Raw genomic sequence first — 23,210 nt, 5'->3', positions numbered from 1 at the left:
TCCGCCAGGTCTTGACGAAAATCGGTGCGCCTGACACGAGGGCAAATGGGCATTCGCGCCATGGACGACGAGCAGGCGGTGGGCAAGCTGTGAAGCGCTTTTTTCGATTGCTTGCCGCTGTGGTCATGGCGTCCGGCGTGGCCGGGTGCACCAGCGTTTCCTACTATGCGCAGGCGCTGGAGGGCCATGTACAGATCTTGGCCGCGCGGAAAAATGTCGGAAAGCTCATCCACGATCCCTCGACGCCCGTGGCATTGCGCACGAAGTTGACGTCGGCGAGCGCCATACGTCGCTTTGCCACGGATGAGCTGGCGCTGCCCGATAACAGCAGCTACCGCAGCTATGTCGACGTCGGTCGAGACAACGTGACCTTGGCCGTTTTTGCCGCGCCGCAGTTCTCGCTCACGCCGATAACATGGTGCTTTCCGGTCTTCGGCTGCGTTCCGTACCGGGGCTACTTTTCCCAGAAATCCGCGGTTGAAAGTGCTGCCGAACTGCAGCGACAAGGGCTGGACGTCTACATCTCGGGCGTCACCGCCTATTCCACGCTGGGCTGGTTCAGCGACCCGCTGCTCAGCACCATGCTGCGTCAGGACGCCATGTATCTCGCAGGCCTCATCTTCCATGAACTGGCGCATCAGGAAATCTATGTGAATGGCGACTCCGCGTTCAACGAGGCTTTCGCGGTCGCGGTCGAAACCAGCGGGGTGAGGAAATGGCTGCGCGCCACCGGCAATCGCGCCGGATTGCGCCGCTACGAAGCCGATCGCAAACGCAGTGCCGACTTTCTCGGACTGATCGCGAAAACGCGCGACGAGCTGGGGCAGATCTATGGGAGTCCCCGCACCTCGCAGCAGATGGCTGCCGCCAAAGCAGCCGCGATCGAAACGCTGCGGGTGCGCTACCGGCAAATGCGCGACAGGCGCTGGGCCGGGTATAGCGGATACGATGCCTGGTTCAACGCCCCCATCAACAACGCAAAGCTCGCCGCGACGTCCGTCTACGGCGAACAGGTTCCGGCGTTCCTTCGGCTGTATGATTTGTGCTCAGGCGATTCTCCAAGGTTCTATGCTTCCGTTCGGCGGATCGCGGCATTGCCACAGGCTTCCCGAGCGGAGGCACTGAGGAACGCGACGACGTGTGATTGACGAGCACGGCTTCCCCGCAGGCTCGGCCATGACCAACGCCGGTTCTGGCCGACAGGCGGGCGAACGGCCTGCCTCACCGTCCGCTCGTCATCCCCGCGATCGTCTCCAGCAACGCCCCCTGCTCGCCCACCCAGAACCAGTGATCCTCCCCCTCCACCTCGACAAACCGCGCCCCCGCAATCTTCGCCGCCAGGTACCGCCCGGCCTCGACCCGCACGGCGCGGTCGCCGGTGCGGTGCAACACCAACGTCCTGGCCGAGACTTTTGACAGCAGTGGCCGCACATCGGTATCGCGCAGCGCCTGCAGCAGGCCGGCGACCGCGCCGGGGCTGGAGGCGGCCCGGAGCAGGCCGGCCCACCAGGCGCGGGCCTGGCGGTCGGCGGCAACGCTGGGCGCAAAGGTTTCGATTTCGGCCGGGCCGCCCCAGCCGGCGAGCAGGCGCTGCTGCCAGAGATCGTATTGCGCCGATGTCAGCGCGAAGGGATAGTCGGGCGCGTGGCTGCCCTTGGCGAGCGAGCCCCACAGAACGAGACCGGTCAGGCGGTCGGGGTGGTCGACGGCAAAGCGGATGCAGCCCGGCCCGCCCTCCGAGGCGCCGACCAGCACGGCTTTGCGGCTGCCGGACGCGTCCATGACAGCCAGAATGTCGCGCGCGGTGGCCTCGACGGTCGGGCGGGCGCCGACGCGGTCGGACAGGCCCATGCCGCGCCGGTCAAACAGGATCAGCCGGCCGAACCGCGACACGGCATTGAGCCAGGCGCGGCAGCTCCGGTCTTCCCAGATGCGCTCGACATGCGAGATGAAGCCTGGCACCAGCACGATATCGGCCGGGCCGCTGCCGACGGTCTGGTAGGCGATATGGATGCCGTCCACCGCGACATAGCGGGTTCTCGGCACCTCGGCATCGCTCGCGCGCAGCAGAGCGAGCGTGGCCGGGTCCGGCGCCACGCCCAGTTCGTCGCGCAGCAGCCGCGCAGAGGTTTCGCCCTGGCGCTCGGCCGCCGCGCGGTCACCGGCCGCCAGATGGGCGCGGATCAAATGGCGGTGCGCGCTTTCGCTCAAGGGGTCGAGTGCGGCCAGGCGCGTGGCGTGCACTACAGCGCCGCGCGGTTCGCCCCCGGCGATCCTGGCTTCCACCAGCCGCTCCAGCGCCTGCACCAGCCGGCTGCGCAAGGCCTCGCGGCGAAAGAACACCCATTCCTCGAATTCGGGACAATCCGGCAGGGAGAAGCCGGCGAGATAATCACTGGTGTAGAGGCCGGCGGCTTCGTCGAGACGACCGGTATCGCAGGCATGTTCGAAGGCGCTTGCGTCGGCCTCGACCGACAGCGCTGGATGCAGGCTGAGCGATGCCCCGCTGGCTGATATGATGTCCTCGCCGAAGGCGATGCGGATCTTGTAGAGCGTGCGCCGCAGGCGGGCACGGGCGGCTTGCGCGTCGGCTTCGGGCCACAGCAGCGTGGCGGCGACGTCGCGCGCCACCGGCCCGCGGGCCTCGGCGAGGTAGATGACGAGCGCCGCCGCCTTGCGCAAGGCAAGCTCTATCGGCCGCCCGTCCAGACGGAACTCCGGAAAACCCAGAAGCCTGAGTTGTATCAGCTCCATCGATCCGCACGCGGCCGCCCAGCGAGAGGACGTTGAGGGGACGCCGGCCTTCTATCCCCGGTTTCGAGCCGATCCGGCCCGATCAACTCCCTTGGAGCGAGAAATGTCACCGGTCAATACATCACGCCACCGCACAGCAGAACCGCTAGCCGGCGGCCCTGCCGCCAGACATGGAGGCTGAGCCATGTGCCAGACCTGCCTCTCCTGGTATGCGCGCTGCGTCGCCCCCTATCTCGTCCACGCCGGCTGTTCGGCTGGCGCCTTTTCCCGGATGCGCAGGTGCGTCATCCCGCTGGCGGAAGGTGTCGTCGTCGAGGTCGGCTTCGGCTCCGGCCTCAACCTGCCCTATTACGATGCCGCCAGGGTCAGGCAGCTGATCGGCGTCGATCCGGACGGCGCAATGCTTGGCCTCGCCGGGCCGAAGAGCCGCGCCTTGCCATTCCCGGTCGAATGCATCCGGGCCGGCGGCGAAAGCCTGCCCTTGGCCGATGGCTGCGCCGACACGGTGGTCGTCACCTACGCCTTCTGCACCATTCCGGACCCTCAAGCAGCGCTGAGCGAAATCAGACGCATCCTCAAACCTACCGGCCAGCTAATCTTCATCGAGCATGGCCAGGCCCAGCGGCCGCACTGCCGCTTGTGGCAGGACCGCCTGAACCGGCTCTGGGGATCGCTCGCCGGCGGCTGCCAGCTCAACCGCGATCCGCTGCACCTGATCCGTGCGGCCGGTTTCCGGGTTGTCGAGGTGCAGCGCGGGCGGTTCCCGCTGCCCTTGTGGCACTTGGGCAGCCACCACGCCGGCATCGCGGCGGCAGCCTGACCCGCCCTCGCCCCTCACCAAAACCCGACCAGCGACCGCAGCATCGCCTTGGCGCCAACAGCCTCCCGGCACGTCTGGCGAAACCCGGCCCGGCCGGTGGCATCGAGCACACCATCGTCGATGGCGCGAAGGATGGTGTTGGCGTTGCGCCATCCGATCCTGGCCAGCGCCGATGCCAGTTCGGCGCGGGCGGGATCGAAGGTTTTTTCATCGCTTGGGCTCGCGGCTTGGTCGATGTCATTGCTGGCGTCGAGCGTGTGGCGCGGAATCTCCACATGGCTGCGGACGTCGAAGGGGCGGGAGCGGTCCAGAAAAAGAGAGAGCATATGCAGTGACAAGGCCGGTTCTGAAACGAGCGCCTCATAGCGCACGAAATGCACCGGAGCGCCGGAGCGGCGAAGCGCATCCATGGCGAAATAGAACTGGTTCCAGTAATCGGCCGGCGAGTGGAACCTGTATTCCATGCGCCTGGGCGCGGTGAAATCCTGCCTGACGTGGAATGGCTGCCTGAGAAACGCGCCGAGACTCCTGTTCGGCTTGAAGATGGTGTCGTTCCGGGCCAGACGGAACCACGACAGGATCTGGCTGACGGGATCCTTGCTCAGGACGACGATGGGCATGCCTCCATGGTCGATGTCGCGCCCGTTCATGAGTGCGGGAAAGATCCCATGCTTCCAGAAACCGTGGTCGAAAACGACCTGTACCCCGAGATAGCGTTCGAGAAGATACTTCGCCAGATTGGTGCCGGATCGCGGCGTTCCCATCACCCGCACGGCATCCATGCCAGGCTGCACGCGCGCGCCACTGAGCGTCGACATATCCACAATGCTTCCCATCATGCCCTCCGAAAAACGTCGGCTGCCAATACGCTGGGCTGCCTGGCCTGCCCGGCCACCACCGGATGCGGCCCGTAAATCCTGGGCGCGAGGTCGTCTGAAGCGATCTCGGCGGCCGGGTTGGCTTCCGCGACAGCATCGATTGCCGCGACATGGCCCACCATGGTCGCGAAAAACTCCCGCTCGCGGATGGGGCGGTATCGCGTTGCGATGGTGTGGCGCAATTCAGCGAGCCAGACCGGATCGGTGCAGGCCCTGGTGACCGCGGCGCACCAGGCTTCGACGTCGTTCGCGGGAAGCGTCGGCATCAGCCCTTGCGTCGCCTCCGTCAGCGACGGCGCGTCCGAAATCAGGACCGGCAGGCCGAAATCAAGACACTCGGCAGCGCCCAGGCCCCAGCCTTCGACCGCGGACGGGTAGACGCTGAATTCAGCATCCCGGTAGAGCTCTGCCAGCTCCCGGTCGCTGAGGTTGGAGCGGAACTGGACGTGGTCGTTGAGTTCCGGATGCTCGGCCATGAAGGCGGTGAGTTCCTCATACATCCAGCCCCATCGGCCGCACAGCGTAAGCGTCGGCAGCCGCTCGCCCAGCAGCGGCAAAAGCCGGTGCCAGACCTTGAGCAGCAGGATGTGGTTTTTCCGGATCTCGATCGTCGAGCAATAGAGGACAAATTTGCGCTCGCGTTTGCGCCGCTCGGTGGACATGCCGCGATCCGCGACGCCTTCCCGCAGGAAGGCGCCGGGCGATGCCACGGCCACTTGCGGCATCAGGCGAAGCCCGGAGGCCTTGGCATGGCATTTCACCCTGTCGGCGGTGTATTTCGACACGCAGACGAGCAGGCGCGCATTTTCCAGCTGCCATGCCGTGTTGCGGACGAAACCGCGCGCGTGATGCGGACCGACATATTGCGGGAAGTCGATCGGAATGAGGTCGTGCATCAAGGTGAAGATGCCGCATCTGGCTTTTGCCATGGGCTTCCTGGCGGCGAGTTCGTGCACGCTTGCGCTGGACAGGAAGCACAGGGCGTTTTCGTCCTGCAGCGGATCTCCGGTGTCGAGCCGGCTTGGGCGGAGCGCCGACTTCACGATCTTGAAGAGCCGAATGGCCGTCTTGGACAGCTGAAACTTGACCCCGCGTCGCTTCTCGCAACCCGAGAGGAAGCCCGCCGCCACGCGATCGAACTCGCGTCCGCAGGCAAAGGGTGCCTCCCGCATGATCGACAGCACTTTCCACAGCCGCGCCAGGTATGAGCTCCCCTCATCTCCGATCGGTTGCGGCAGATCACCGTTGACGAGCCGCCGGAGGTAGCGAAGTTCCGCTTCATCGAGCCTTTGGCCCTGCCCCCATTTGTCGACGATGAAGAAGCCCACCGGCGAGGCCTTCCATCGCAGCGCCTGACGAATGAGTGCCGTTTCGACGCGCGGGATGCCGACGGGCGGATGCGGCCCCCAGCGAAATGGCAAGGAGGCATCAATATACAATGTCTTCAATGGTTTACCTTCGACGTTGCTGTACCGAAATCAAATCAGTCCGGAGGCAACAGAAATCCGTGGCGGCCAAAGCCGCATCATTTCAGATTTCGCTGCCTTTGTTCCGATTGAGGCCCCGGAGCTTCGTGTACGCTTTCCCGGGATGCTGATTTCATGTATGTGGGAAATTTACCCACGTCAAGGGTGAGCAGTTGACTTGTGGGTAAAATTCCCACATATAGAGTCTGTCAACGACATCCGAGGACAAGAGACCAGGACATTTTCATTGGATTTCAGCGGACCGTCCGCCCCCCGCATGGTCCGCGGAAAGCAGCCGTACGCGAAAAAAGCTCACCCCCCCTACAACGAGCCCCCGTACGGCTGCACCGGCCGGTTCCGTCCATCGCAAAGGACGGGACCGGCCGGATTGTCGCTGTCTCCTGCTCAATTCGTTGCAATAACAGCCAGCCGTTGGCGCTGCCCCTCACCTGCCTGCCGGCATCTTCTCCCCGTAAACGGGGCGAGGGACGCTGTCGCCGCTGCTTTCGCCAATTGTTAGCGTTGCAAGAAAGGCGCCGGCGTTGCCGCTAGCCCATCTCGCCCCGTTTACGGGGAGAGATGTCCGGCAGGACAGTGAGGGGCAGCGCTGACGCCGGAGATTGCTGCGTCCGGCCAAGATATGCATCGGACCAAGGCCCGCCCGGCCCCTCCGGGCGAGCCGGATGGTTGCAGGCAGTAACTACCGCATGCCCCGGCGGCCATTGGTTTGGCGACCAGGCATACCTGGCCCATTCGGTGCGCCGGGACCGTCTTCTCCGCCGGGTGCACCGGAGCCATCCGACCCGCCGGGGCCGCCTGGGCCACCTAGTCCACCTGGTCCCATCGGCCCGCCCTGGTCGGGATGATTGCCCGGCATGCCGGGGTGCCTGCCGTCGCCGCGATCACGCGACGCCGACACAATATCGCCCTCCGGATCAAAGCCGACCTTGAGAAACGCCCTGACGGCGCCGGTCGATTTCACATCGCCGTTCTGATCGTCGATCGCAATGCCCAGACCCGATTCCAGCCGATGTCCGCGGCGCTGCAGAAACGTCTCGTAGAGAACATCAGCGACATGGGCCTGCGGAACCGGCGCTTCCGCTTCCAAATGGACCATCTTGTATCCGCCGACGGCCTTGGTGAGGGTCAGCTGAACGCGTCGGTTTGCCAGCGGCGACGGTCCGGTCCCGATCTTGAGCCGCCCGACCAGCAACGCCCCCGATCTCACCACCGCCAGGCCGCGAACCAGATAGTGCTGCTCATGCGCCCTCACCTCCACCAGGCTGGCGACGATTGTCCCGTCGGGCCGGCGAATGCCATGCACGGCCACGACATCGCCCGCCTTGACCTTCACTGCCTCCGCGAGCTGGCTGATGTCGACTTGCTGTCCCAGCACCCGCAGCGAGCCAGCGGTTTTGCGCTCGACCGGCCCCACCACCTCGCTGGTGACATGGATGGAGGAGGTCACCACGCGATCGGCCTCCTGGACCACCGCGACGCGCACGACATGCCCGATCTTCAGCCTGTTGGCGGCAACGCGCACGCCGTCGATCCAGACCGGCACGTCAGGCTGGTACTGAACCCGCACGCCATTGACGAAAATGCTGCCGAAACGCTGAATCGTTCCCACGATGCCGGTGCCGCCAATGCCCTGGTCGCCGTCGGTCCCCGCCGTCCAGCCGGTACCGCCAATGCCCTGGTCTTTCGACGCTTCGCCCGCCCTTGCCACGATGCTGAAAAACACCGCCGGCATGGCGGCTGCGAGCGTCAGGAAACCCCGTCTCGTCGGCCTTCCGCTCATGCCGTCTCTCCGCCGGCATCCTTATTCTCGGGCGATTCCCCGGCAACCAGCGACGTGCCGTCGGCGGTGAGGATATAGACACCCCAGTTCCACCGGCTGGTCCCGCCCGGATCGCTTTGAATGGCCTGGTTTGCGTATTTGTTGAGGCGCAGAAGCGTTTCGACCGCGATCTCGCGGCTATAGGCCTCGAGCGACCTGGCCAGGTCCTCGGAGATGCCGTCATAGTGGACGGCACGCTCGAGGAAGGGCGGAGCGTCGGCCAGAACGTTCTCGACCGAAGCGGCCGCATGGTCGCCGAGATTTCGGGCAAAATAATAAAGCCGGACCTCGCCGTCGCCGCGCGGCACCATGGCCCCTTCCATCAGAACGATCCGGTCCTTGCTGTCGATTTCAACCAGCTTTCGGTCGAGCCAGTCGTCCAGAACGGCACGCGGCCTGAGATCGCGGGTCACCGATTCCACAAGGCCGGCAAAGGATGGCTCTCCCGCCTCGCTCGTCCGCGCCAGCGGCAGGGGCGTGCCCCTGGCGTTGACGAACAACGGATCGGCAAGCCAGCGCGCAACGATGGCGCTCGTCCTGGATACGGAATCGGGAACCACCCGCACCGGTGCGCCCGCCCCTCTCAACCGGCTGACTTCCTTCCTGTGCACGCCCGTCAGCAGGCTGACCCTGGAGTCGGTCTGCTGCTTGTCGGGCAACGCGAATTCATGCTCGGCCACATTGACGTAGAGCTGACGCAGCAGATCGACGAAGGCTGGAAACGTCACCCCGCACTTGATGGCCAACCGCACCAACGGGCGAAGAACCCGGTTCAACGCGTTCTGGACCCCTGCGGCATCCAGATATTGTCCCGCCGATTTGCTCATCGTCGCCTTCACTTCTCAATCGCGAGATCGATCATCCATCCCTCGGAAATTCCTGCCGAAAGTAGCGCGTGGGAAATGCTTCCACAAGGGTGGCGGCTGAGAAGCGACACCAGCAGCGCTTTCGTCGGCTCGGCTACCACACCCTGACCGCGAGCGAAGCCCCGTGTTGGCCGGTGAAACGAAACCATCTTTGGACGATCAACTGCATACCAGTTGACACGTGTGAAATTTTCCCACAACCTGCATCATCCAATGGCTACATCAGCCAGACTGTCCCAAGGAGACACCTTTGAAGAAGGCTTATGTTAGACCGACCATAGTCAGGGCCGGAGGAATGGTCGAAGAAACACCTGACGAGATTGCCGATGCCGCCGGCACATACAACGGCAATGGAAAACATATCGATCCCGTTATTTCCATAACCGCCGATATCGTGTCCTCCTATGTCTCGAACAACCCCATCCCCGCCGCCGAGCTTCCTGAATTCATAGGAAAAATCCACGCGTCGATCAGAAGCATTTCGGATGGTGTCGTCGATGGTGGACCCGACGAGATCAGATATGCGGTGCCCGTGAAAAAATCCGTCACGCCCGATTTCATCATCTGCCTGGAGGACGGCAAGCGTTTCAAATCATTGAAGCGTCACCTCGAATCCAACTATGGCCTGACGCCGGACGATTATCGAAAGAAGTGGAACCTGCCGTCCAGCTACCCGATGGTGGCGCCGAATTACTCCGCCACCCGCTCGAAACTCGCCAAATCCATGGGGCTGGGCCGAAAGGTGAAATAGTTGGTTTCGAGGCGGCAAAGGCATCATGCCGCTTCGCCAGCACCAAGGCTCCCCTGCTCCAACTCCTCGGCGTTGGGGTCGCCGGGTGCGGTGGCCAGGCGAGTTCGACCGGAGTCTCAACATCCCGATCTATTAGCCTTCACTACAATATGGCGCGACGCACTGAAATCGGGCAGGAGTATCCCATGCCCCTGTCCAGTCGTAGCCTTGTCCGCTTTACCTCCGCCGCCTTGCTGATCGGGTTCCTTGCCCTGACAGCCATCGTCGCCATGAACTTCTGGCTCGGCGAGCGTGCGCAATCCTATTTCGACGATGCGATCGCAGCGCGCGACACACGCATAGCGGCGGTCGAGCTGCGAAATGCCTTGCAGACGGCTGAGGCCAGTCAGCGAGGCTTCATCATTACGGGAAACGAGATCTATCTGGCGCCCTATCAATCGGCGAAGGCTCAAGCCGAGCGGCGCCTGCTGGCGCTGGAGACCCTTCTGCCGGCGTCTTCGGACTCCGACGCAACCTTGCAGCGCCTGTCCACGATCATTTCCAGCAAATTCGACGAAATGGACCAGACGATAACCCTCAAGCGCAATCAGCGCGACGAGGACGTGGTGGCCATCTTTCGCACCAACAAGGGCAAGGCGCTGACAGACGAAGCCAATGTGTTCTTCTCCGGCATCATCGTCAGGGCCGACGACAGGCTGACATCGGGCGTTGCCGAACAACGCGCCAACACCGCCTTGCTCAGGCTCGTGTCGGCCATCGGTGCACTCGTCATCGTGGCTGTGGTCAGCGGCGCGGCCTACGGCGTGGGACGCTACACCAGGGAGCTTCGCGTCACCCGTGACGAGGTCAACACGCTCAACCGCGACCTCGAAGAGCGCGTCGCCACCCGCACCGTCGACCTTGCGCATGCCCGCGACCGTGCCGAAGTGCTGTTGTCCGAGGTCAATCACCGGGTTGCCAACAGCCTCGCCCTTGTCTCGTCGCTGGTCAAACTCCAGTCGAAGGCGCTCGACGATCCCGCCGCCAAGGATGCCCTGGCGGAAACGCAAGATCGCATCTTCGCAATCTCACTCGTGCACAAGCGCCTCTATGGTTCGGGCGGCGTGCGTTCGGTCGCGCTCGACGAGTATTTGAGCGGGCTCCTCGACCATCTGCGCACCTCGCTGCGCAGCCAGGTTCACGGCGTCAACCTGTCCTACGGCATCGACCCGATAGAGCTCGAAACCGACATCAGCATCAACCTCGGCGTCGTGGTGACCGAGCTTGTCACCAACGCGTTCAAATACGCCTATCCCGACGCGGTTGGAGAAGTCCGGGTTCATCTCAAAAAGCTGGCGGATGAGCAGGCTGAACTGGTCGTGGAAGACGATGGGGTTGGCCGTGCCGAAGGCGCACCCGCCAAGGGTACCGGCGTCGGCAGCAGGATCGTCAATGCCATGTGCATCAGCCTCGGTGCGAAGATAGAGTATCAGCAGCGTCATCCCGGCACGGCTGCCCGCCTGGTGTTTTCGACCAAACCCCGCAAGGGCGACCGGACGGCATAGAGACGTCGGATACCGCGAAAAACGCTCCTTCTCGCCAGTTCAAGCGACCGCTTGCGGAAAGAGCCACTCCCTGCTTTACCTCTGGCGGAAACGGGGAGGATTTTGGATGCCTTTCGATCGAAAGGATGTCGGGAGAGGCTGGCCGGCGTCACTGCGCCTTTTTCTCTGCCTGGTGGTCCTGTCGATCTGTGGCCTCGACCTTGCCAGCGCGCAGGATGGCCCGCCCGGCATCACGCAACGCACTGTCTTTCCCGCCTTCGATCCGCATGCGGCGGCGTGCACGCCGCCACCGGGGCTCAACAAGGTGCTGGCCTACGTTCAGGAAAACGATCGCGATTTCCTGCAAGGTGTCGATCATGGCCTGGCCATGGCGGCCAAGGATCGCGGGCTGGAATATCGCAGGCTTCTGATCCAGAACGATACGGCAAAGGCCATCGAGCAGATACAATCCCTGCTTGCGGGCAAGGTCGGCGGCCTGGTCGCAACCTCGTCCGATCCTGCGGCGATCAGCCACGACCTGCAGAAAACGATCTGGTCGGGAGCGTTCGTCGGCACCATTGTTCCGCCACCGGCCACCTTGCTGCTCAACGCCCCACAATACGCGACGGGCAAGGTGCTCACCGACGCAGCCATCGCCCACATCAACGCCAGGCTGGGTGGCAAGGCGAATGTGGTGCTGCTGACGCAGGACTCGATGGAGTTTCTGGCGCCCCGGTTCGAAGCCATGCGGGACGGCCTCAACGCAATGCCCGGTGTGACCATCGTGGCCGACATCGCGCCCAGTCCGGTGACCAAGGAAGGCGGCTTCGAGACCATGAAGACGATCCTGCTGGCAAACCCGAAAATCGACGTTGTACTGGGCGGCGACGCGGTGGTGTTGGGCGCTTTGCAGGCGCTTCGCGCGGCCGGGAAGGACCGGCCTGACCAGTTTCTTGGCGGCATTGACGGCGAGCCGGAGGCGGTGGCCGAAATCAAGAAAGGCGACAGCCCCTACAAGGCCAGCATTTCCCTGTCGTCACCCGTCTTCGGCTACGCCATGGGCCAGTTTGCCGCCGACTGGCTGGACGGCAAGAGCATACCGCAAGCCATGGACATCCTGCCCATTGCGCTTACCAGCGGCAACATCGCCCAGTATGAGGCGGATCTGGCCGATCCGGCGCCCGTCTATGCCGATCCGGCCCGCAGGAACAGCTATCTCAAAATGTACGGCAACATCTGCTATGACACGCGCGATCGCTACGTGAATTTTCCATGGTCGTCGGAGCGGAGGTAGGGTCTGCGACCCCTTCCGCTATACCAGCCAGGCTCTCTCAAAGCGCCAGGCTCCCCTGCTCCACCTCCTCGGCATTGGGGTCACCGGGCGCCGTCGCCCAGGCTAACTCCACCAGCGTCACGGTGCGCTTTCCCGTGCCGTCGAGCTGGCAGACGATCAGGCCCTGCTCCTCGATATAGGTCAGCAGTCGCCGCGCGCGGCGCAGCGAGTGCGAGCCATAGGCGCGCGCGATCGCGGCGTCGCTCGGGCAAGGCCAGCCTTCCTTGGCCGCCCGCGCGATCATCATGAACACGCCCTGCATGTCGTCGGGTAGCAGCGAGGCGCGCACGGAAACGTCCCGCCACGCATCATCCTGCGTCGTCTCGGAGCCGAGACCGGCGCGGGCACGCGTCAGCATGCGGCGGAATTCAGCCAGGTCCGGCACCACCGAGGCGAGGCCCTCGATGCGGCAGCGCACCACGAATTCCTGGTAGAGCACGCCGATGACGCGGAAACCGGCGTCAGGCTGCGCCAGGATGGCGCGCAGCACGCGGTCCACCCGCTCATGCCGCTCCGCCAGATCCTCGGCGCTGATTTGCGGCTCCGCCGGTTCGGGACGGATTTCCAGCGCCGCCGACTTCGCCGCCATCAACTGGTCGAGCAGGTCCGGCGACGCCACACGGCGCGGCGCGCGCATCGTCTCGGGCGGCGGCGCCGCCAGGATGATCGCGCGGGCGTCCTCCAGTGCTGATTCCGGCATCGCCATCAGCCGCGGCGTGCCGTTGCGCGGGCTGGTGTCGGTCGGGCCGATGCGCAGGCCGAGCGGCCGGCGCGAAAGTGCTGGTCCCAGCGCCATGAACTGCCCACGCTCCAGATCGCGAAAGGCTTCCGCCTGGCGCCGCTCCATGCCGAGCAGATCGGCGGCGCGCGCCATGTCGATGTCGAGAAAGGTGCGGCCCATGAGAAAATTGGAGGCTTCTGCCGCGACATTCTTGGCAAGCTTGGCCAGACGCTGCGTGGCGATGATACCGGCCAGCCCACGCTTGCGGCCACGGCACATCAGATTGGTCATGGCGCCGAGCGAGAGCTTGCGCGCCTCGTCGGAAACCTCGCCGGCCACCGCCGGCGCGAACAGCTGCGCCTCGTCCACCACCACCAGCATCGGGTACCAATGGTCGCGGGCAACCTCGAACAGCCCGCCGAGGAAGGCGGCGGCCCGCCGCATCTGGTTTTCGGCATCGAGCCCTTCGAGGTTGAGCACCGTGGAGACACGGTGGATGCGGGCCCGCTCGCCGGCCGCCTGCAGGCCGCGCTCGGTGTGCTCCTCGGCATCGATCACCAGATGGCCGTAGCGGTCGCCCAGCGAGACGAAGTCGCCTTCGGGATCGATGATGGTCTGCTGCACCCAGGGCGCGCTCTGCTCCAGAAGCCTGCGCAACAGATGCGACTTGCCGGAGCCCGAATTGCCCTGCACCAGAAGGCGGGTCGCCAGCAGCTCCTCGAGATCGAGGTTGGCTGGGGCGCCCGCCGTGGTGTGTCCCATCTCGATCGCAACGGTCATGTCTCGACTCAAAAAGGTCTCCTGCGCGGCTTGGGCTTACCAACCCGGGTGCTCCCCGTCGAGCACCGATGGCCGTGCGCGCAGCGTTGCGCACAGATGTCGGCAATAGCGAAACGCGCCCGCCTGCTTTGGCCCCGCAGGAATGGCCACGGCGAACTGGCCTGTGGATAGTAACCACTTGTTCACCATGGGCCGGCGTTCCGATTGAAGATGCCAGCCATCCGCTTAGCCTGACCCTGCATCGCGCCCCAATGTGATGCACCCCAACGCCCCAAATGGCGGCCGGCGTCTTCAAGTTCCCTTTGTGTATACGCCGGTCGTCAGTTCTTGCCGCCAGTCGGCAAACCCCGATTCTTCATTGAGCCGCCACTTTATGCCGGCTAGCATGGGGCCGGGTCTATCGGGGTTGTGCATGGCGGGTTGGCATCGCGTCACCGTTTTCGCCGCAGTGCTGCTGGCGCTGCAGGCCGTGATGCTGGCATGGCCGGCACGGGCCGATGACGCCAAACCGTTGCGTGGCGTGGCACTCGTCATCGGCGAATCCCACTATTTGTCCCTGCCAGCACTTGCCAATCCGGCCAATGACGCGCGCGCCGTCGCCCAGCTTTTGACCAGCCTCGGTTTCGAGGTCAGCTCCATCCCCGATGGCGATGGCTCTCGCCTGGCGCGCGGCCTCAAGCATTTCGTCGAGGACGCGGCCGGCGCCGACGTCGCCCTGCTCTACTATTCCGGTCACGGCATCGAGGCCGCCGGCGAAAACTATCTGGTGCCGGTCGAGGCGGATGCCTCCTCGCTGACGGATCCAACCAACCGGCTGGTGCCCGTCTCCGCGTTGCTGGCACAGCTCAAGGCCAGCGTTCCCATAGCGATCGTGCTGCTCGATGCCTGCCGCTCGAATCCGTTTCCGCCGGGTGCAATGGTTGCCGCCCCGTCCGGCGCCTCGCCCGTGGCCGCCACCGGCCTTGATCCCGTCAAGGGCGCGGCACCCCTCGCGGACGCATCCGGCGCGCCGCAAAGCCTGGGCCAGGTCATCGGCTTTGCCGCCGAGCCCGGCCATGCGGCGCTCGACGGCGAGTCCGGCGGCAACAGCCCCTATGCCGCGGCCCTGCTGAAACACCTCGCCGCCGGCGGCTTCGCCTTCGGCGATGTCATGACCATGGTTGCCGAGGAGGTCTATGTGAAGACCGGCGGCCGGCAGCTGCCATGGACCAATGCCAGCCTGCGGCGCCTGCTCTATTTCGGCCAGGCGCCGGAAGAGACCGGAAGCGACGAGGCCTCGATCCGTTCGGCGCGGCGCAAGCTCCTGCTGACCATCGCCGCGACACCGGCCGAGCAGCGCACGATGGTCGAGACGGTGGCGGCTCAGAACGAAGTGCCGCTGGACCAGCTCTACGGCATGCTCGGCGCCTTGGAGGTCGACACCTCAGCCGGACCCGGGGAATTGCAGGCGCAACTCGCGGCGGGCGCGCAGAAGCTGCGCGAAATCCTCGCCCGGCACGACAGCGAAACCCGGCAGGACCCGGAATTGATTCGGCTTTCCGGCCTTGCCGACCGCGCGCAATCGGAGGGCGCGATCAACCTGGCGCTGACCTTCCGCGCCAGGGCCAGCGCCCGTGCCGAGGAGATCAGCAAAGAGCTCGACGAGGCCGAGGCTGACATCAAGCAGAGGCGGCTGGAACTGGCCGGCACCTTCGCCGACCATGCCCGTACCGCGATCCTCAACTTCGACTATCGCACCGCCGCCGAGCGTTACGAGGACGCCTTCAGGCAAACGGAGCGCTGGGATCCGAAAGCCGCCTTCCTCTACAAGGTCTTGGAGGCCGATGCCTTGACCGACCAGGGCATGGTCAAGGGCGAGAACGCGGCCCTTTCGCAGGCCGTCGATGTCTACGAAGCGGCGAAGCTCCTGCCCGGCGTCACCGTTTTCGGCGGCCCTGCCGGCGTCGCCATCAACGAAGGCATCACGCTCACCGCACTGGCCGAGCGCGAGAACGGCACGGCGCGCATCGAGCAGGCGATTGGCGTCTATGAAGACGCGCTCAAGGTGTTCACCCGCAAGCGCTATCCGCAGGAATGGGCAACCGTGCAGATCAATCTCGGCAATGCCTATGACCTGATGGCCCAGCGCGCCGGTGGTATGACCTATTACAAAAAGGCGATAGAGGCGTTCCGGCAGGCCTTGAAGATCTACACCAAACAGCTCGATCCCGATGCATGGGCAGGGCTGCAGAACAACATCGGCAATGAACTCTCCGCCATGGCCGATGGTGGCGATGCGAAGAAAAACCTGACACAGGCGATCGAAGCGTTCCATGGCGCGCTGACGGTGTGGACCCGTGAAAAAGTGCCGGTGCAATGGGCGATGGCCGAGGCCAATCTTGCCGTTTCGATGCGCCAGCTCGGCGATCTGCAGGACGGCACCGAGATGCTCGAAGCGTCGGTTGCGGCTTTCAACGACGTCCTCGAGGTTCGCACGCGCGACAAGCAGCCCGTCGATTGGGCGTCCACCCAAAACAATCTTGGCGCGGCCCTTCTGTCGCTTGGCCAGCGCGGCAAGGGCTCCGATTACTTCAAGCAGTCGATTGACGCGTTCGACAAGGCGCAGGAGGTGATCACCCGGGCGCGCGATCCCTTCACCTGGGCGACCCTCACCTACAATATAGGCCGCGCCTACCGTTTCATGGGCGATGCCGAAGACAGTGTGCCGCTCTACCGCAAGGCGCTGGAGCAGATGGACCTGGCGCTCACCGAACTGAAGCGCGACAAGTCGCCGGTCATCTGGGGCAAGACCCATTCGGTGCGCGGCGAAATCCTGCTCGCCATCGGCACAAGGACGCATGACAAGGCCAGCCTGCTCGCCGCCCGCGACGCCTTCATCACCGCCCGCGATATCTTTCGCGAGCAGCACTACACGTCAGGCTTCGAGGGTTTCTACCAGAAAGAACTCGGCCTGGTTGAACAGCAGCTCGCGCAGGCCCATTAAGTCCAGCCAAGTAAGCCCAGGCCGATCGGTCGTGTCATTGGCGCAGCGCGCTTTTCGCGCAGCGCCTCAGCTGGATTTTACGGGTGGCAGTTCGGGCGCATCGAGCCCGGCGAACGGATCGCGCCAGGCCTCGATGGCTTCGAGCCGGCGATACCAGCTGATGAGCGCTGGATAATCGCCAAGCGGCAGGCCGCCGACATCATTGAAAGCCAGGAACGTCGCCATGCGGAAATCGGCGTAAGAGACCGAATGTCCCACCAGCCATTGCCGGTTGGCCAACTCCACCTCCAGGATCGCCGCCGTTTTCTCGAAAAGCTTCAGCCCCTCCTCGACCAGCAGCTGATCAATCGGGCCTATGTGATAGCGCTGCTTGGTGCCGCGCTCGAAATGCACCATGTCGCAGGCCCTGGCAAAATTCTCCTTGCCCCAGCTCAGCCAGCGGATCATGTCGGGCTCGTCATCGCCGGTGCGCCAGAAATCCGATCCGACATCCCGCGACAGACGGCAGGCGATGGCGTCCGTCTCCCACAGGCTGCCGCCCGGCCATGCCAGTATCGGGATGGAAAGATTGGGATTGAGCGGACGGTATTTGTCGGCCTGCCCCGGCGCGAACGGTGAGGCGAATTCGAAGGTCACCCGGGCCTTGAGGTGGCGCGCCACCGCGACCGCCAGGCGCGGATTGGGATTGCGGCTGAAATACAGTTTCATCTCGCCCGGCTCGACCTTGTCACGCATGAATGCCTCTCCTTGTCCTGGCGAACATCGCCAGACCTAGGACGGAGATGGCCGATGTAATCCGACAAAGTGTGGGTTGACCACCATCAATGGCGAGGCGACACTTCACCCCGCACAAAGGCAGGAGGAAATACGATGGACGAGCCCGAACGGTGGCGCCACATGTCGACGGCGCCGAAGGACGGCAGCCGCATCCTGGTCACGGTGCGCCCCTCCGAACAAGGGCCGGCGGAGGTCGACCTCGCCTATTGGGCACGTGGCGACCAGTTCGCCGGCGAAGGCTGGCGCGCGTCGGATTCCTCGCCCGGCCGCGTCGTCGAATATGCCGACCCGGAGCTGAAGTGCTGGATGCCCCTGCCCTCGGCCAACCTCAGCCGCGGCGGCGCGCTGCCGGCGCCCTGGGAAGGCGAGGATGCACAGCAGCTGGATGGGTCGGGGATCTGAGCTTTCCCAACAAAAGTATGATAACTCCCTGATCAAATCGCATCAGGGAGGGTGCCATCCCCAAGCCGACCTTCGCCGCCATTGCCCGCCGCGCCGGCGTTGGCACGGCAACGGTCGAGCGCGTGCTCAACGGCCGGGGCGGCGTGCGACCCGAGACGGTGGAGAAGGTGGTCGCCGCCGCCCGCTCGCTCGACTATCCGCGCCGGCTTCCCGAGGCGCATCGCGGCATCCTCCGCATCGAGGTCATCCTGGTGCGGCCGGACTCGACTTTTTTCTCCCGACTGTCCCGCGCCTTCGAGCGCATCGCGGCTACGCTCGACCGCACTGTCGCTGTGCACCGGACCTTCCTCGACGAAGGCGACGCTTCCGCCGTCGCCCGGCGCATCCGCGAGCCCGGCATGCGCCGTGGCGGGCTGATCCTGGCGGTGCCAGACGACCCGCTGATCCGTGCGGCCCTGGCCGAAGTCGAGGCGCAAGGCGTGCCGACGGTCCAGGTGGTGACCCGCATCGCAGGCTCGAAGGCCGATTATGTCGGCATTGACAATTACGCCGCCGGCCGCATGGCCGCGCAATTGATGAGCCGCATGCAGACGGGCAGCGGCAGCATCGTCGCGCTCTGCCACAGCCAAATCTACCAGGTGCACCGCGACCGCATCCACGGCTTTTCCGATTATCTTGCCGAGCATCCGCGCGCCGACCTCGCCTTTGTCGAGGTGCTGTTCGGTCATGATGAGGGCCACCGCAGCGCTGACCTTCTCGTCGATGTGCTGGGCCAGCGCCCGGATCTCGCCGGCTTCTACAATGCCGGGGGTGGCAATGGCTCATTGAACGAGGTGCTGGCACGCCGTCCGCGCCGCCACGAAATTTTCTTCGTCGGCCATGAACTGACCGAGCGCAGCAGTGCGGCCCTGCGCGCGGGGACCATGGACGTCGTGCTCGACCAGGCGCCGGAAGCGCAGGCGCGCCGCGCCATCGACCTCATCCTGGCCCGGCTTGGCCTGCACGACCTGCCGATCGAAAACCCGCCGATCCGCTTCATCACCTTTACCGCTGAGAACCTTTGATCTGATTTGATCAAGGAACAAGCGGCCATTCGCCGCCCGCGATGCTACGCCTCTCGCAAATGGGAGGATCACTGGTGACGAGACGGCTGACAGTACACGACCTCCAGAGCACCAAGGGCAGCCGCAAATGGCTGCAATTGCATGTCGACACGCCGGCCGAGGCCTGCGCCGCCGTCGCCAGCGACATCGTCATCCTGTCCTGCGAACCCGACCACAATCTCGAAGCCATTCGCCAGGCAGCACCCTTCGCCTTCCTCTCCGTCGGCATGCCGCATGGCGCGGTCGCCTCGCCTGATGAGGCGGTGCGGCTCGGCTTCGCAATGATGAAGCGCGGCGCCGATGCGGTCTATTCATCGCATTCGCCGCGCTTCATCGAAGCCATGGCGGCGGAAGGCATTCCCGTCACCGGACATGTCGGCCTGGTGCCGAACCGCGCCACCTGGACGAATTTCCGCGCCATCGGCAGGTCAGCCGAAGAGGCCATTAAAGTGTTGCGCGCCGCCAAGGATTTGGAGAACGCTGGCGCGGCCTGCATCGAGGTCGAAGTGGTGCCGTTCAGGCTTGCCGAGCACATCACCCGCTCGACGCCGCTGATCACCATGGGCATGGGTTGCGGCAGCGCCTGCGACACGCAGTATCTGTTTTCCTGTGACGTGCTCGGCAGTCATACCGGCCACTATCCGCGCCACGCCAGGCGCTACGCCGACTTCGTCACGCTGGAAGCCGAACTGCAGGAAAAGCGCATCGCCGCCTTCCGCGCGTTTGGCCGCGACGTGGCCGATGGCCTTTACCCCGAGGCCAGGCACCAGGTGGACATGGACGATGCCGCCCATGACCGCTTCCTCACTCTCTCCCAGTCTTTGTGAAACCAAGCCCTCGTGAGACCGCCATGGACGATCTGAAATACGGAACACGCAACAAGCGCGGCGACTGGGCTCCGAACGAGCCTGCCGGCACCGCGCCGCTCTTTACCTTCCCGCCGCGACCGCTGGCGTTCCTGAAATGGCTGCCGCACTATTTCCTGCCCTACAATCTCCTCTTCGCGCTCTCGGCGGTGGCCTGGTGGCACTTCGTGGTGCCCGATGTCGAGGTGATGAAGACGATTGGCTGGGGCTGGATCCTACGGCTGTTCCTCGTCAACTGCGCGGCATTGCTTCTGTTCTTCGGCGCTTTCGAGATCCGACTCTACATCTTGAGAAGCCAGGGCAACCGATTCAAATACAACGGCAAATGGCCGTCGGAGCAAAAGAGCAAGGCGTTCTTCTTCCAGAACCAGAATCTCGACAACATGCTGCGCACCTTCGGCACCGGCATGCCGATCTGGACAGCGATCGAGGTGGCGATCCTCTATGCCTACGCCAATGGCTACGTGCCGTGGCTGACGGTCGCGGAGCACCCCGTATACCTGTTCTGCCTGGCGCTGGTGGTGCCGATCATCCACGAGACGCATTTCTTCCTCCTGCACCGGGCGATCCACTGGCCGCCACTCTACAAATGGGTGCACTCGGTGCACCACAATTCGGTCAACCCGTCGCCATGGTCGTCGCTGGCGATGCATCCTGTCGAGCAGTTCGGCTATCTCGGCGTTGCATTCTGGCACCTGATCATCCCGTCGAACCCACTGCTGGCGCTCTATCAACTCCACTATGCCGGCTTCGGCGCCATTCCCGGCCACGTCGGCTTCGACAAGGTCGAACTCGGCGAAGACACCAGCATCGATAGCCACGCCTACATCCACTACCTCCACCACAAATATTTCGAGGTGAACTACGGCGACGGGCTCATCCCGTTCGACCGATGGTTGGGCACTTTCCACGACGGCAGCAAGGAAGGTGAGGCCCGCATGCAGGCTCGCTACGAGAAGAAGAAGGCGCGTGCCAACGCCGCCAACTGACAGCCCGACCAGACAGCCACACGGATGGCGCCAGCCATCCATCCAGCCATCCCGCAAGGGCCGGTAATCAAGGGAGGAGTGAACCGGCACTCCATCCAAGGGAGGAAACCGTGAAGAAATTTCTCATTTCGACGGCGCTGGCCACTTTGATGTCGACATCAGCCTTCGCCGCCAAGATCGGCGTCAGCATCGTCAACTTCGACAACAATTTCCAGACGCTGCTGATGCACGGCATGCAGGACCGCGCCAAGGAAAAAGGCGCCGGCATCCAGGTCGAGGATGCGCAGAACGACGTCGCCAAGCAACTCGACCAGGTCAAGAACTTCATCGCAAGCGGCGTCGATGCCATCATCGTCACGCTGGTCGACACCAACGCGTCGAAGACGATCAGCGACGAAGCCGCCAAGGCCGGCATTCCGCTGGTCTTCGTCAACCTCGAACCGTCCGACATGAAGAATCTGCCGGCAAGCCAAGTCTATGTTGGCTCCAACGAAACGGAATCCGGCACGATCGAGGCATTCGAAGTGTGTAAGCTCTTGCGCGCGAAGGGCAAATCCGCTGGCGCCACGGCCTACATCGTCATGGGCAGCCTTGTTCACCAAGCGGCGCTGCAGCGGACCAAGGACGTCGAACAGATCTTCGCCACCGACATGTGCAACTTCATCAAGGTCACCGACAAGCAGTCGTCCGAATGGGCACGCGACAATGCGCAGAACCTGATGACCAACTGGCTGACGGCAGGCCCTGCCCCGGATGCTGTCATCGCCAACAACGACGAATCCGCCATCGGTGCCATCCTGGCGCTGAAGGCCAATGGCATCGACATGAAGAACGTTGTCGTCGGCGGCATCGACGCCACCCAGGATGGCCTGCAGGCGATGAAGGCGGGCGACCTGGCTGTGACGGTGTTCCAGAACGCCAAGGGCCAGGGCGGCGGCGGTGTCGATGCGGCACTCGCCCTCGCCAAGGGCGAGAAGGTCGACCGTGTCGTCTATGTGCCGTTCGAACTGGTCACGCCAGCCAACGCCACCGACTATCTTGGCAAGAACTAGAGCCGAGACTGGGGCCTCCGGAGCGGTTTCAGCCGTTCCGGCCGCCGTTCGCGATCGAATTTAGGGTGAGAAACATGTCCAGTTGGATCAAGGCCTGCGGGCTCGACGACATCGAACAGGAAGGCGCGCTCCGTTTCGATCATGGCGGCCGGACCTACGCCATCTTCCGCTCGCCCGACGACGAAGTGTTTTGCACCGACGGGCTGTGCACCCATGAGGCGGTCCATCTCGCCGACGGGCTGGTGATGGACTACGAGGTCGAATGCCCCAAGCACGGCGGCGCCTTCGACTATCGCACCGGCGCAGCCAAACGTCTGCCGCCCTGCATCAATCTCAAGAGCTATTCGGCGCGCTTGGAAGGCGGCGCCGTGCTGGTCGATCTGCCAGACTAGCTCAAAACAAAAACGAAGCCGTGGCCGGGTTCGGGCCGCCGCGTCCGTCAGCCGAATCCATGCCTGCGATCGCCTTCAGATCCTGCGCATCCAGCTCGAAATCGAAGACATCGAAATTGGCCGCGATGCGGTCTTGCTGGATCGATTTTGGAATGACGATCAGCCCTTCCTGGAGGTGCCATCGAATCATGGTCTGCGCGGCGGATTTGCCGTGTTTTTTGGCAATGCCCGCGATGGTCGGGTCACCGAGCAGCCGGCCGCTGCCCAGCGGGCTCCAGCTTTCGGTGTGGATGTTGTGCCCGGCATGAAACTCCCTGAGCGCGCGCTGCTGGAAGCGCGGATGCAGTTCGATCTGGTTGACGACGGGCGTCACGCCGGTCTCGCCAATGATCCGTTCCAGATGATCCTTGTTGAAGTTCGAGACGCCGACCGACTTGATGCGGCCACCCTTCTGCAACTCGACCAAAGTCTTCCAGGCTTCGACATATTTGTCCTGGCTGGGCACCGGCCAGTGGATCAGGAACAAATCGAGCTGCTCGATGCCGAGCTTCTTCATCGTATCGTCGAAGGCACGCAGGGCCGCATCGCGCTGGTGGGCGCCATTGCGCAGCTTCGAGGTGATGAACAGCTCGCTTCTCGGCACATCGGCGGCGCGGATCGCCTCGCCGACCCCTTCCTCGTTCTGATAACCCTCGGCGGTGTCGATCAGCCGGTAGCCGGCCTTGATTGCCCAGCCCACCACATCGGCGGTGATGTCATGGTCGACCTGCCACACGCCAAGGCCAAGCTGGGGAATGGTGGCGCCGTCGTTCAGCGTTATCTGTTCGGGCATGTCAGGTCCTTTGCGAAGAGATGTCCGGGCGGTTGCCCATCGGAGCCTATCTAGGCACGACCTTGGGCGACGACCAGTCGCC

General features: G+C 64.1%; 20 protein-coding genes. 12 read left to right on the top strand and 8 right to left on the bottom strand.

The features are described from left to right. Window positions 1-125 precede the first annotated feature (125 nt). Window positions 126-1,148: an aminopeptidase gene (locus tag EB235_RS16135; RefSeq protein WP_051429847.1), complete on the top strand. Its 1,023-nt coding sequence runs from the start codon at window positions 126-128 to the stop codon at window positions 1,146-1,148. Between the two features lie 73 nt (window positions 1,149-1,221). Here the strand turns inward: EB235_RS16135 and EB235_RS16130 are convergent, their stop codons facing one another. Next, the gene (locus EB235_RS16130; RefSeq protein WP_027030022.1) at window positions 1,222-2,754 is read right to left on the bottom strand and encodes an alpha/beta hydrolase; all 1,533 of its coding nucleotides are present in this window, start codon (window positions 2,752-2,754) and stop codon (window positions 1,222-1,224) included. Window positions 2,755-2,938: 184 nt separating this feature from the next. Between EB235_RS16130 and EB235_RS16125 the strand changes: the two genes are divergently transcribed. After that, the gene (locus EB235_RS16125) at window positions 2,939-3,574 is read left to right on the top strand and encodes a class I SAM-dependent methyltransferase (RefSeq protein ID WP_027030023.1); all 636 of its coding nucleotides are present in this window, start codon (window positions 2,939-2,941) and stop codon (window positions 3,572-3,574) included. A gap of 14 nt (window positions 3,575-3,588) precedes the next feature. On the opposite strand, the gene EB235_RS16120 is transcribed toward EB235_RS16125, so the two are convergent. The 4 genes from EB235_RS16120 to EB235_RS16105 form a co-directional block, all read right to left on the bottom strand. Further along, on the bottom strand, window positions 3,589-4,413 hold the full coding sequence (locus EB235_RS16120) for a hypothetical protein (RefSeq protein WP_210266776.1): 825 nt from the start codon (window positions 4,411-4,413) through the stop codon (window positions 3,589-3,591). Next, window positions 4,410-5,900 (bottom strand): glycosyltransferase, encoded by a 1,491-nt coding sequence (locus tag EB235_RS16115; RefSeq protein ID WP_027030025.1) that lies wholly within the window; start codon window positions 5,898-5,900, stop codon window positions 4,410-4,412. The genes EB235_RS16120 and EB235_RS16115 overlap by 4 nt, the downstream gene beginning before the upstream one ends. A gap of 718 nt (window positions 5,901-6,618) precedes the next feature. Next, the gene (locus EB235_RS16110) at window positions 6,619-7,719 is read right to left on the bottom strand and encodes a DUF5666 domain-containing protein (RefSeq protein WP_051429612.1); all 1,101 of its coding nucleotides are present in this window, start codon (window positions 7,717-7,719) and stop codon (window positions 6,619-6,621) included. After that, window positions 7,716-8,585 (bottom strand): DUF6502 family protein, encoded by an 870-nt coding sequence (locus tag EB235_RS16105; RefSeq protein ID WP_051429848.1) that lies wholly within the window; start codon window positions 8,583-8,585, stop codon window positions 7,716-7,718. Before EB235_RS16105 ends, EB235_RS16110 begins: the two co-directional genes overlap by 4 nt. A gap of 289 nt (window positions 8,586-8,874) precedes the next feature. Here EB235_RS16105 and EB235_RS16100 point away from each other — a divergent pair, with 289 nt between their 5' ends. The 3 genes from EB235_RS16100 (at window position 8,875) to EB235_RS16090 (ending at window position 12,192) form a co-directional block, all read left to right on the top strand. Next, on the top strand, window positions 8,875-9,375 hold the full coding sequence (locus EB235_RS16100) for a MucR family transcriptional regulator (RefSeq protein ID WP_245268797.1): 501 nt from the start codon (window positions 8,875-8,877) through the stop codon (window positions 9,373-9,375). A gap of 185 nt (window positions 9,376-9,560) precedes the next feature. Next, window positions 9,561-10,919, top strand: coding sequence for a sensor histidine kinase (locus EB235_RS16095; protein ID WP_245268798.1), 1,359 nt, complete (start codon window positions 9,561-9,563; stop codon window positions 10,917-10,919). Between the two features lie 106 nt (window positions 10,920-11,025). Then, window positions 11,026-12,192, top strand: coding sequence for a sugar ABC transporter substrate-binding protein (locus EB235_RS16090; RefSeq protein WP_051429614.1), 1,167 nt, complete (start codon window positions 11,026-11,028; stop codon window positions 12,190-12,192). Between the two features lie 37 nt (window positions 12,193-12,229). On the opposite strand, the gene EB235_RS16085 is transcribed toward EB235_RS16090, so the two are convergent. Further along, a complete protein-coding gene (locus tag EB235_RS16085) occupies window positions 12,230-13,732 on the bottom strand; it encodes an ATP-binding protein (protein WP_027030028.1) in 1,503 nt (500 codons plus the stop codon). A 412-nt stretch (window positions 13,733-14,144) separates the two neighbouring features. Here EB235_RS16085 and EB235_RS16080 point away from each other — a divergent pair, with 412 nt between their 5' ends. Next, window positions 14,145-16,715: a caspase family protein gene (locus EB235_RS16080; RefSeq protein ID WP_051429615.1), complete on the top strand. Its 2,571-nt coding sequence runs from the start codon at window positions 14,145-14,147 to the stop codon at window positions 16,713-16,715. Between the two features lie 66 nt (window positions 16,716-16,781). On the opposite strand, the gene EB235_RS16075 is transcribed toward EB235_RS16080, so the two are convergent. Then, the gene (locus EB235_RS16075; RefSeq protein WP_027030029.1) at window positions 16,782-17,423 is read right to left on the bottom strand and encodes a glutathione S-transferase family protein; all 642 of its coding nucleotides are present in this window, start codon (window positions 17,421-17,423) and stop codon (window positions 16,782-16,784) included. A 162-nt stretch (window positions 17,424-17,585) separates the two neighbouring features. Here EB235_RS16075 and EB235_RS16070 point away from each other — a divergent pair, with 162 nt between their 5' ends. From EB235_RS16070 to EB235_RS16045, 6 genes are all read left to right on the top strand, one after another. Beyond that, the gene (locus EB235_RS16070; RefSeq protein ID WP_027030030.1) at window positions 17,586-17,894 is read left to right on the top strand and encodes a hypothetical protein; all 309 of its coding nucleotides are present in this window, start codon (window positions 17,586-17,588) and stop codon (window positions 17,892-17,894) included. A gap of 56 nt (window positions 17,895-17,950) precedes the next feature. Further along, window positions 17,951-18,958 (top strand): LacI family DNA-binding transcriptional regulator, encoded by a 1,008-nt coding sequence (locus EB235_RS16065; RefSeq protein ID WP_027030031.1) that lies wholly within the window; start codon window positions 17,951-17,953, stop codon window positions 18,956-18,958. A gap of 74 nt (window positions 18,959-19,032) precedes the next feature. Continuing rightward, window positions 19,033-19,824 carry a 3-methyl-2-oxobutanoate hydroxymethyltransferase gene (locus tag EB235_RS16060; RefSeq protein ID WP_027030032.1) on the top strand — a complete coding sequence of 264 codons (792 nt, stop codon included), beginning with the start codon at window positions 19,033-19,035 and terminating at the stop codon, window positions 19,822-19,824. Window positions 19,825-19,847: 23 nt separating this feature from the next. After that, a complete protein-coding gene (locus EB235_RS16055) occupies window positions 19,848-20,852 on the top strand; it encodes a sterol desaturase family protein (protein ID WP_027030033.1) in 1,005 nt (334 codons plus the stop codon). Between the two features lie 110 nt (window positions 20,853-20,962). Continuing rightward, the gene (locus tag EB235_RS16050; protein ID WP_027030034.1) at window positions 20,963-21,904 is read left to right on the top strand and encodes a substrate-binding domain-containing protein; all 942 of its coding nucleotides are present in this window, start codon (window positions 20,963-20,965) and stop codon (window positions 21,902-21,904) included. A 74-nt stretch (window positions 21,905-21,978) separates the two neighbouring features. Then, a complete protein-coding gene (locus EB235_RS16045) occupies window positions 21,979-22,296 on the top strand; it encodes a MocE family 2Fe-2S type ferredoxin (RefSeq protein WP_027030035.1) in 318 nt (105 codons plus the stop codon). Between the two features lies 1 nt (window position 22,297). Here EB235_RS16045 and EB235_RS16040 read toward each other — a convergent pair whose 3' ends face one another. Beyond that, window positions 22,298-23,128: an aldo/keto reductase gene (locus EB235_RS16040; protein WP_027030036.1), complete on the bottom strand. Its 831-nt coding sequence runs from the start codon at window positions 23,126-23,128 to the stop codon at window positions 22,298-22,300. Window positions 23,129-23,210: the final 82 nt, after the last annotated feature.

Origin of the sequence: Mesorhizobium loti R88b, from assembly GCF_013170845.1 — a bacterium.
In the GTDB taxonomy this organism is placed as follows: domain Bacteria; phylum Pseudomonadota; class Alphaproteobacteria; order Rhizobiales; family Rhizobiaceae; genus Mesorhizobium; species Mesorhizobium loti_B.
The sequence above is the reverse complement of the archived record's forward strand: the minus strand, read 5'-3'. Positions and strand labels throughout refer to the sequence as shown.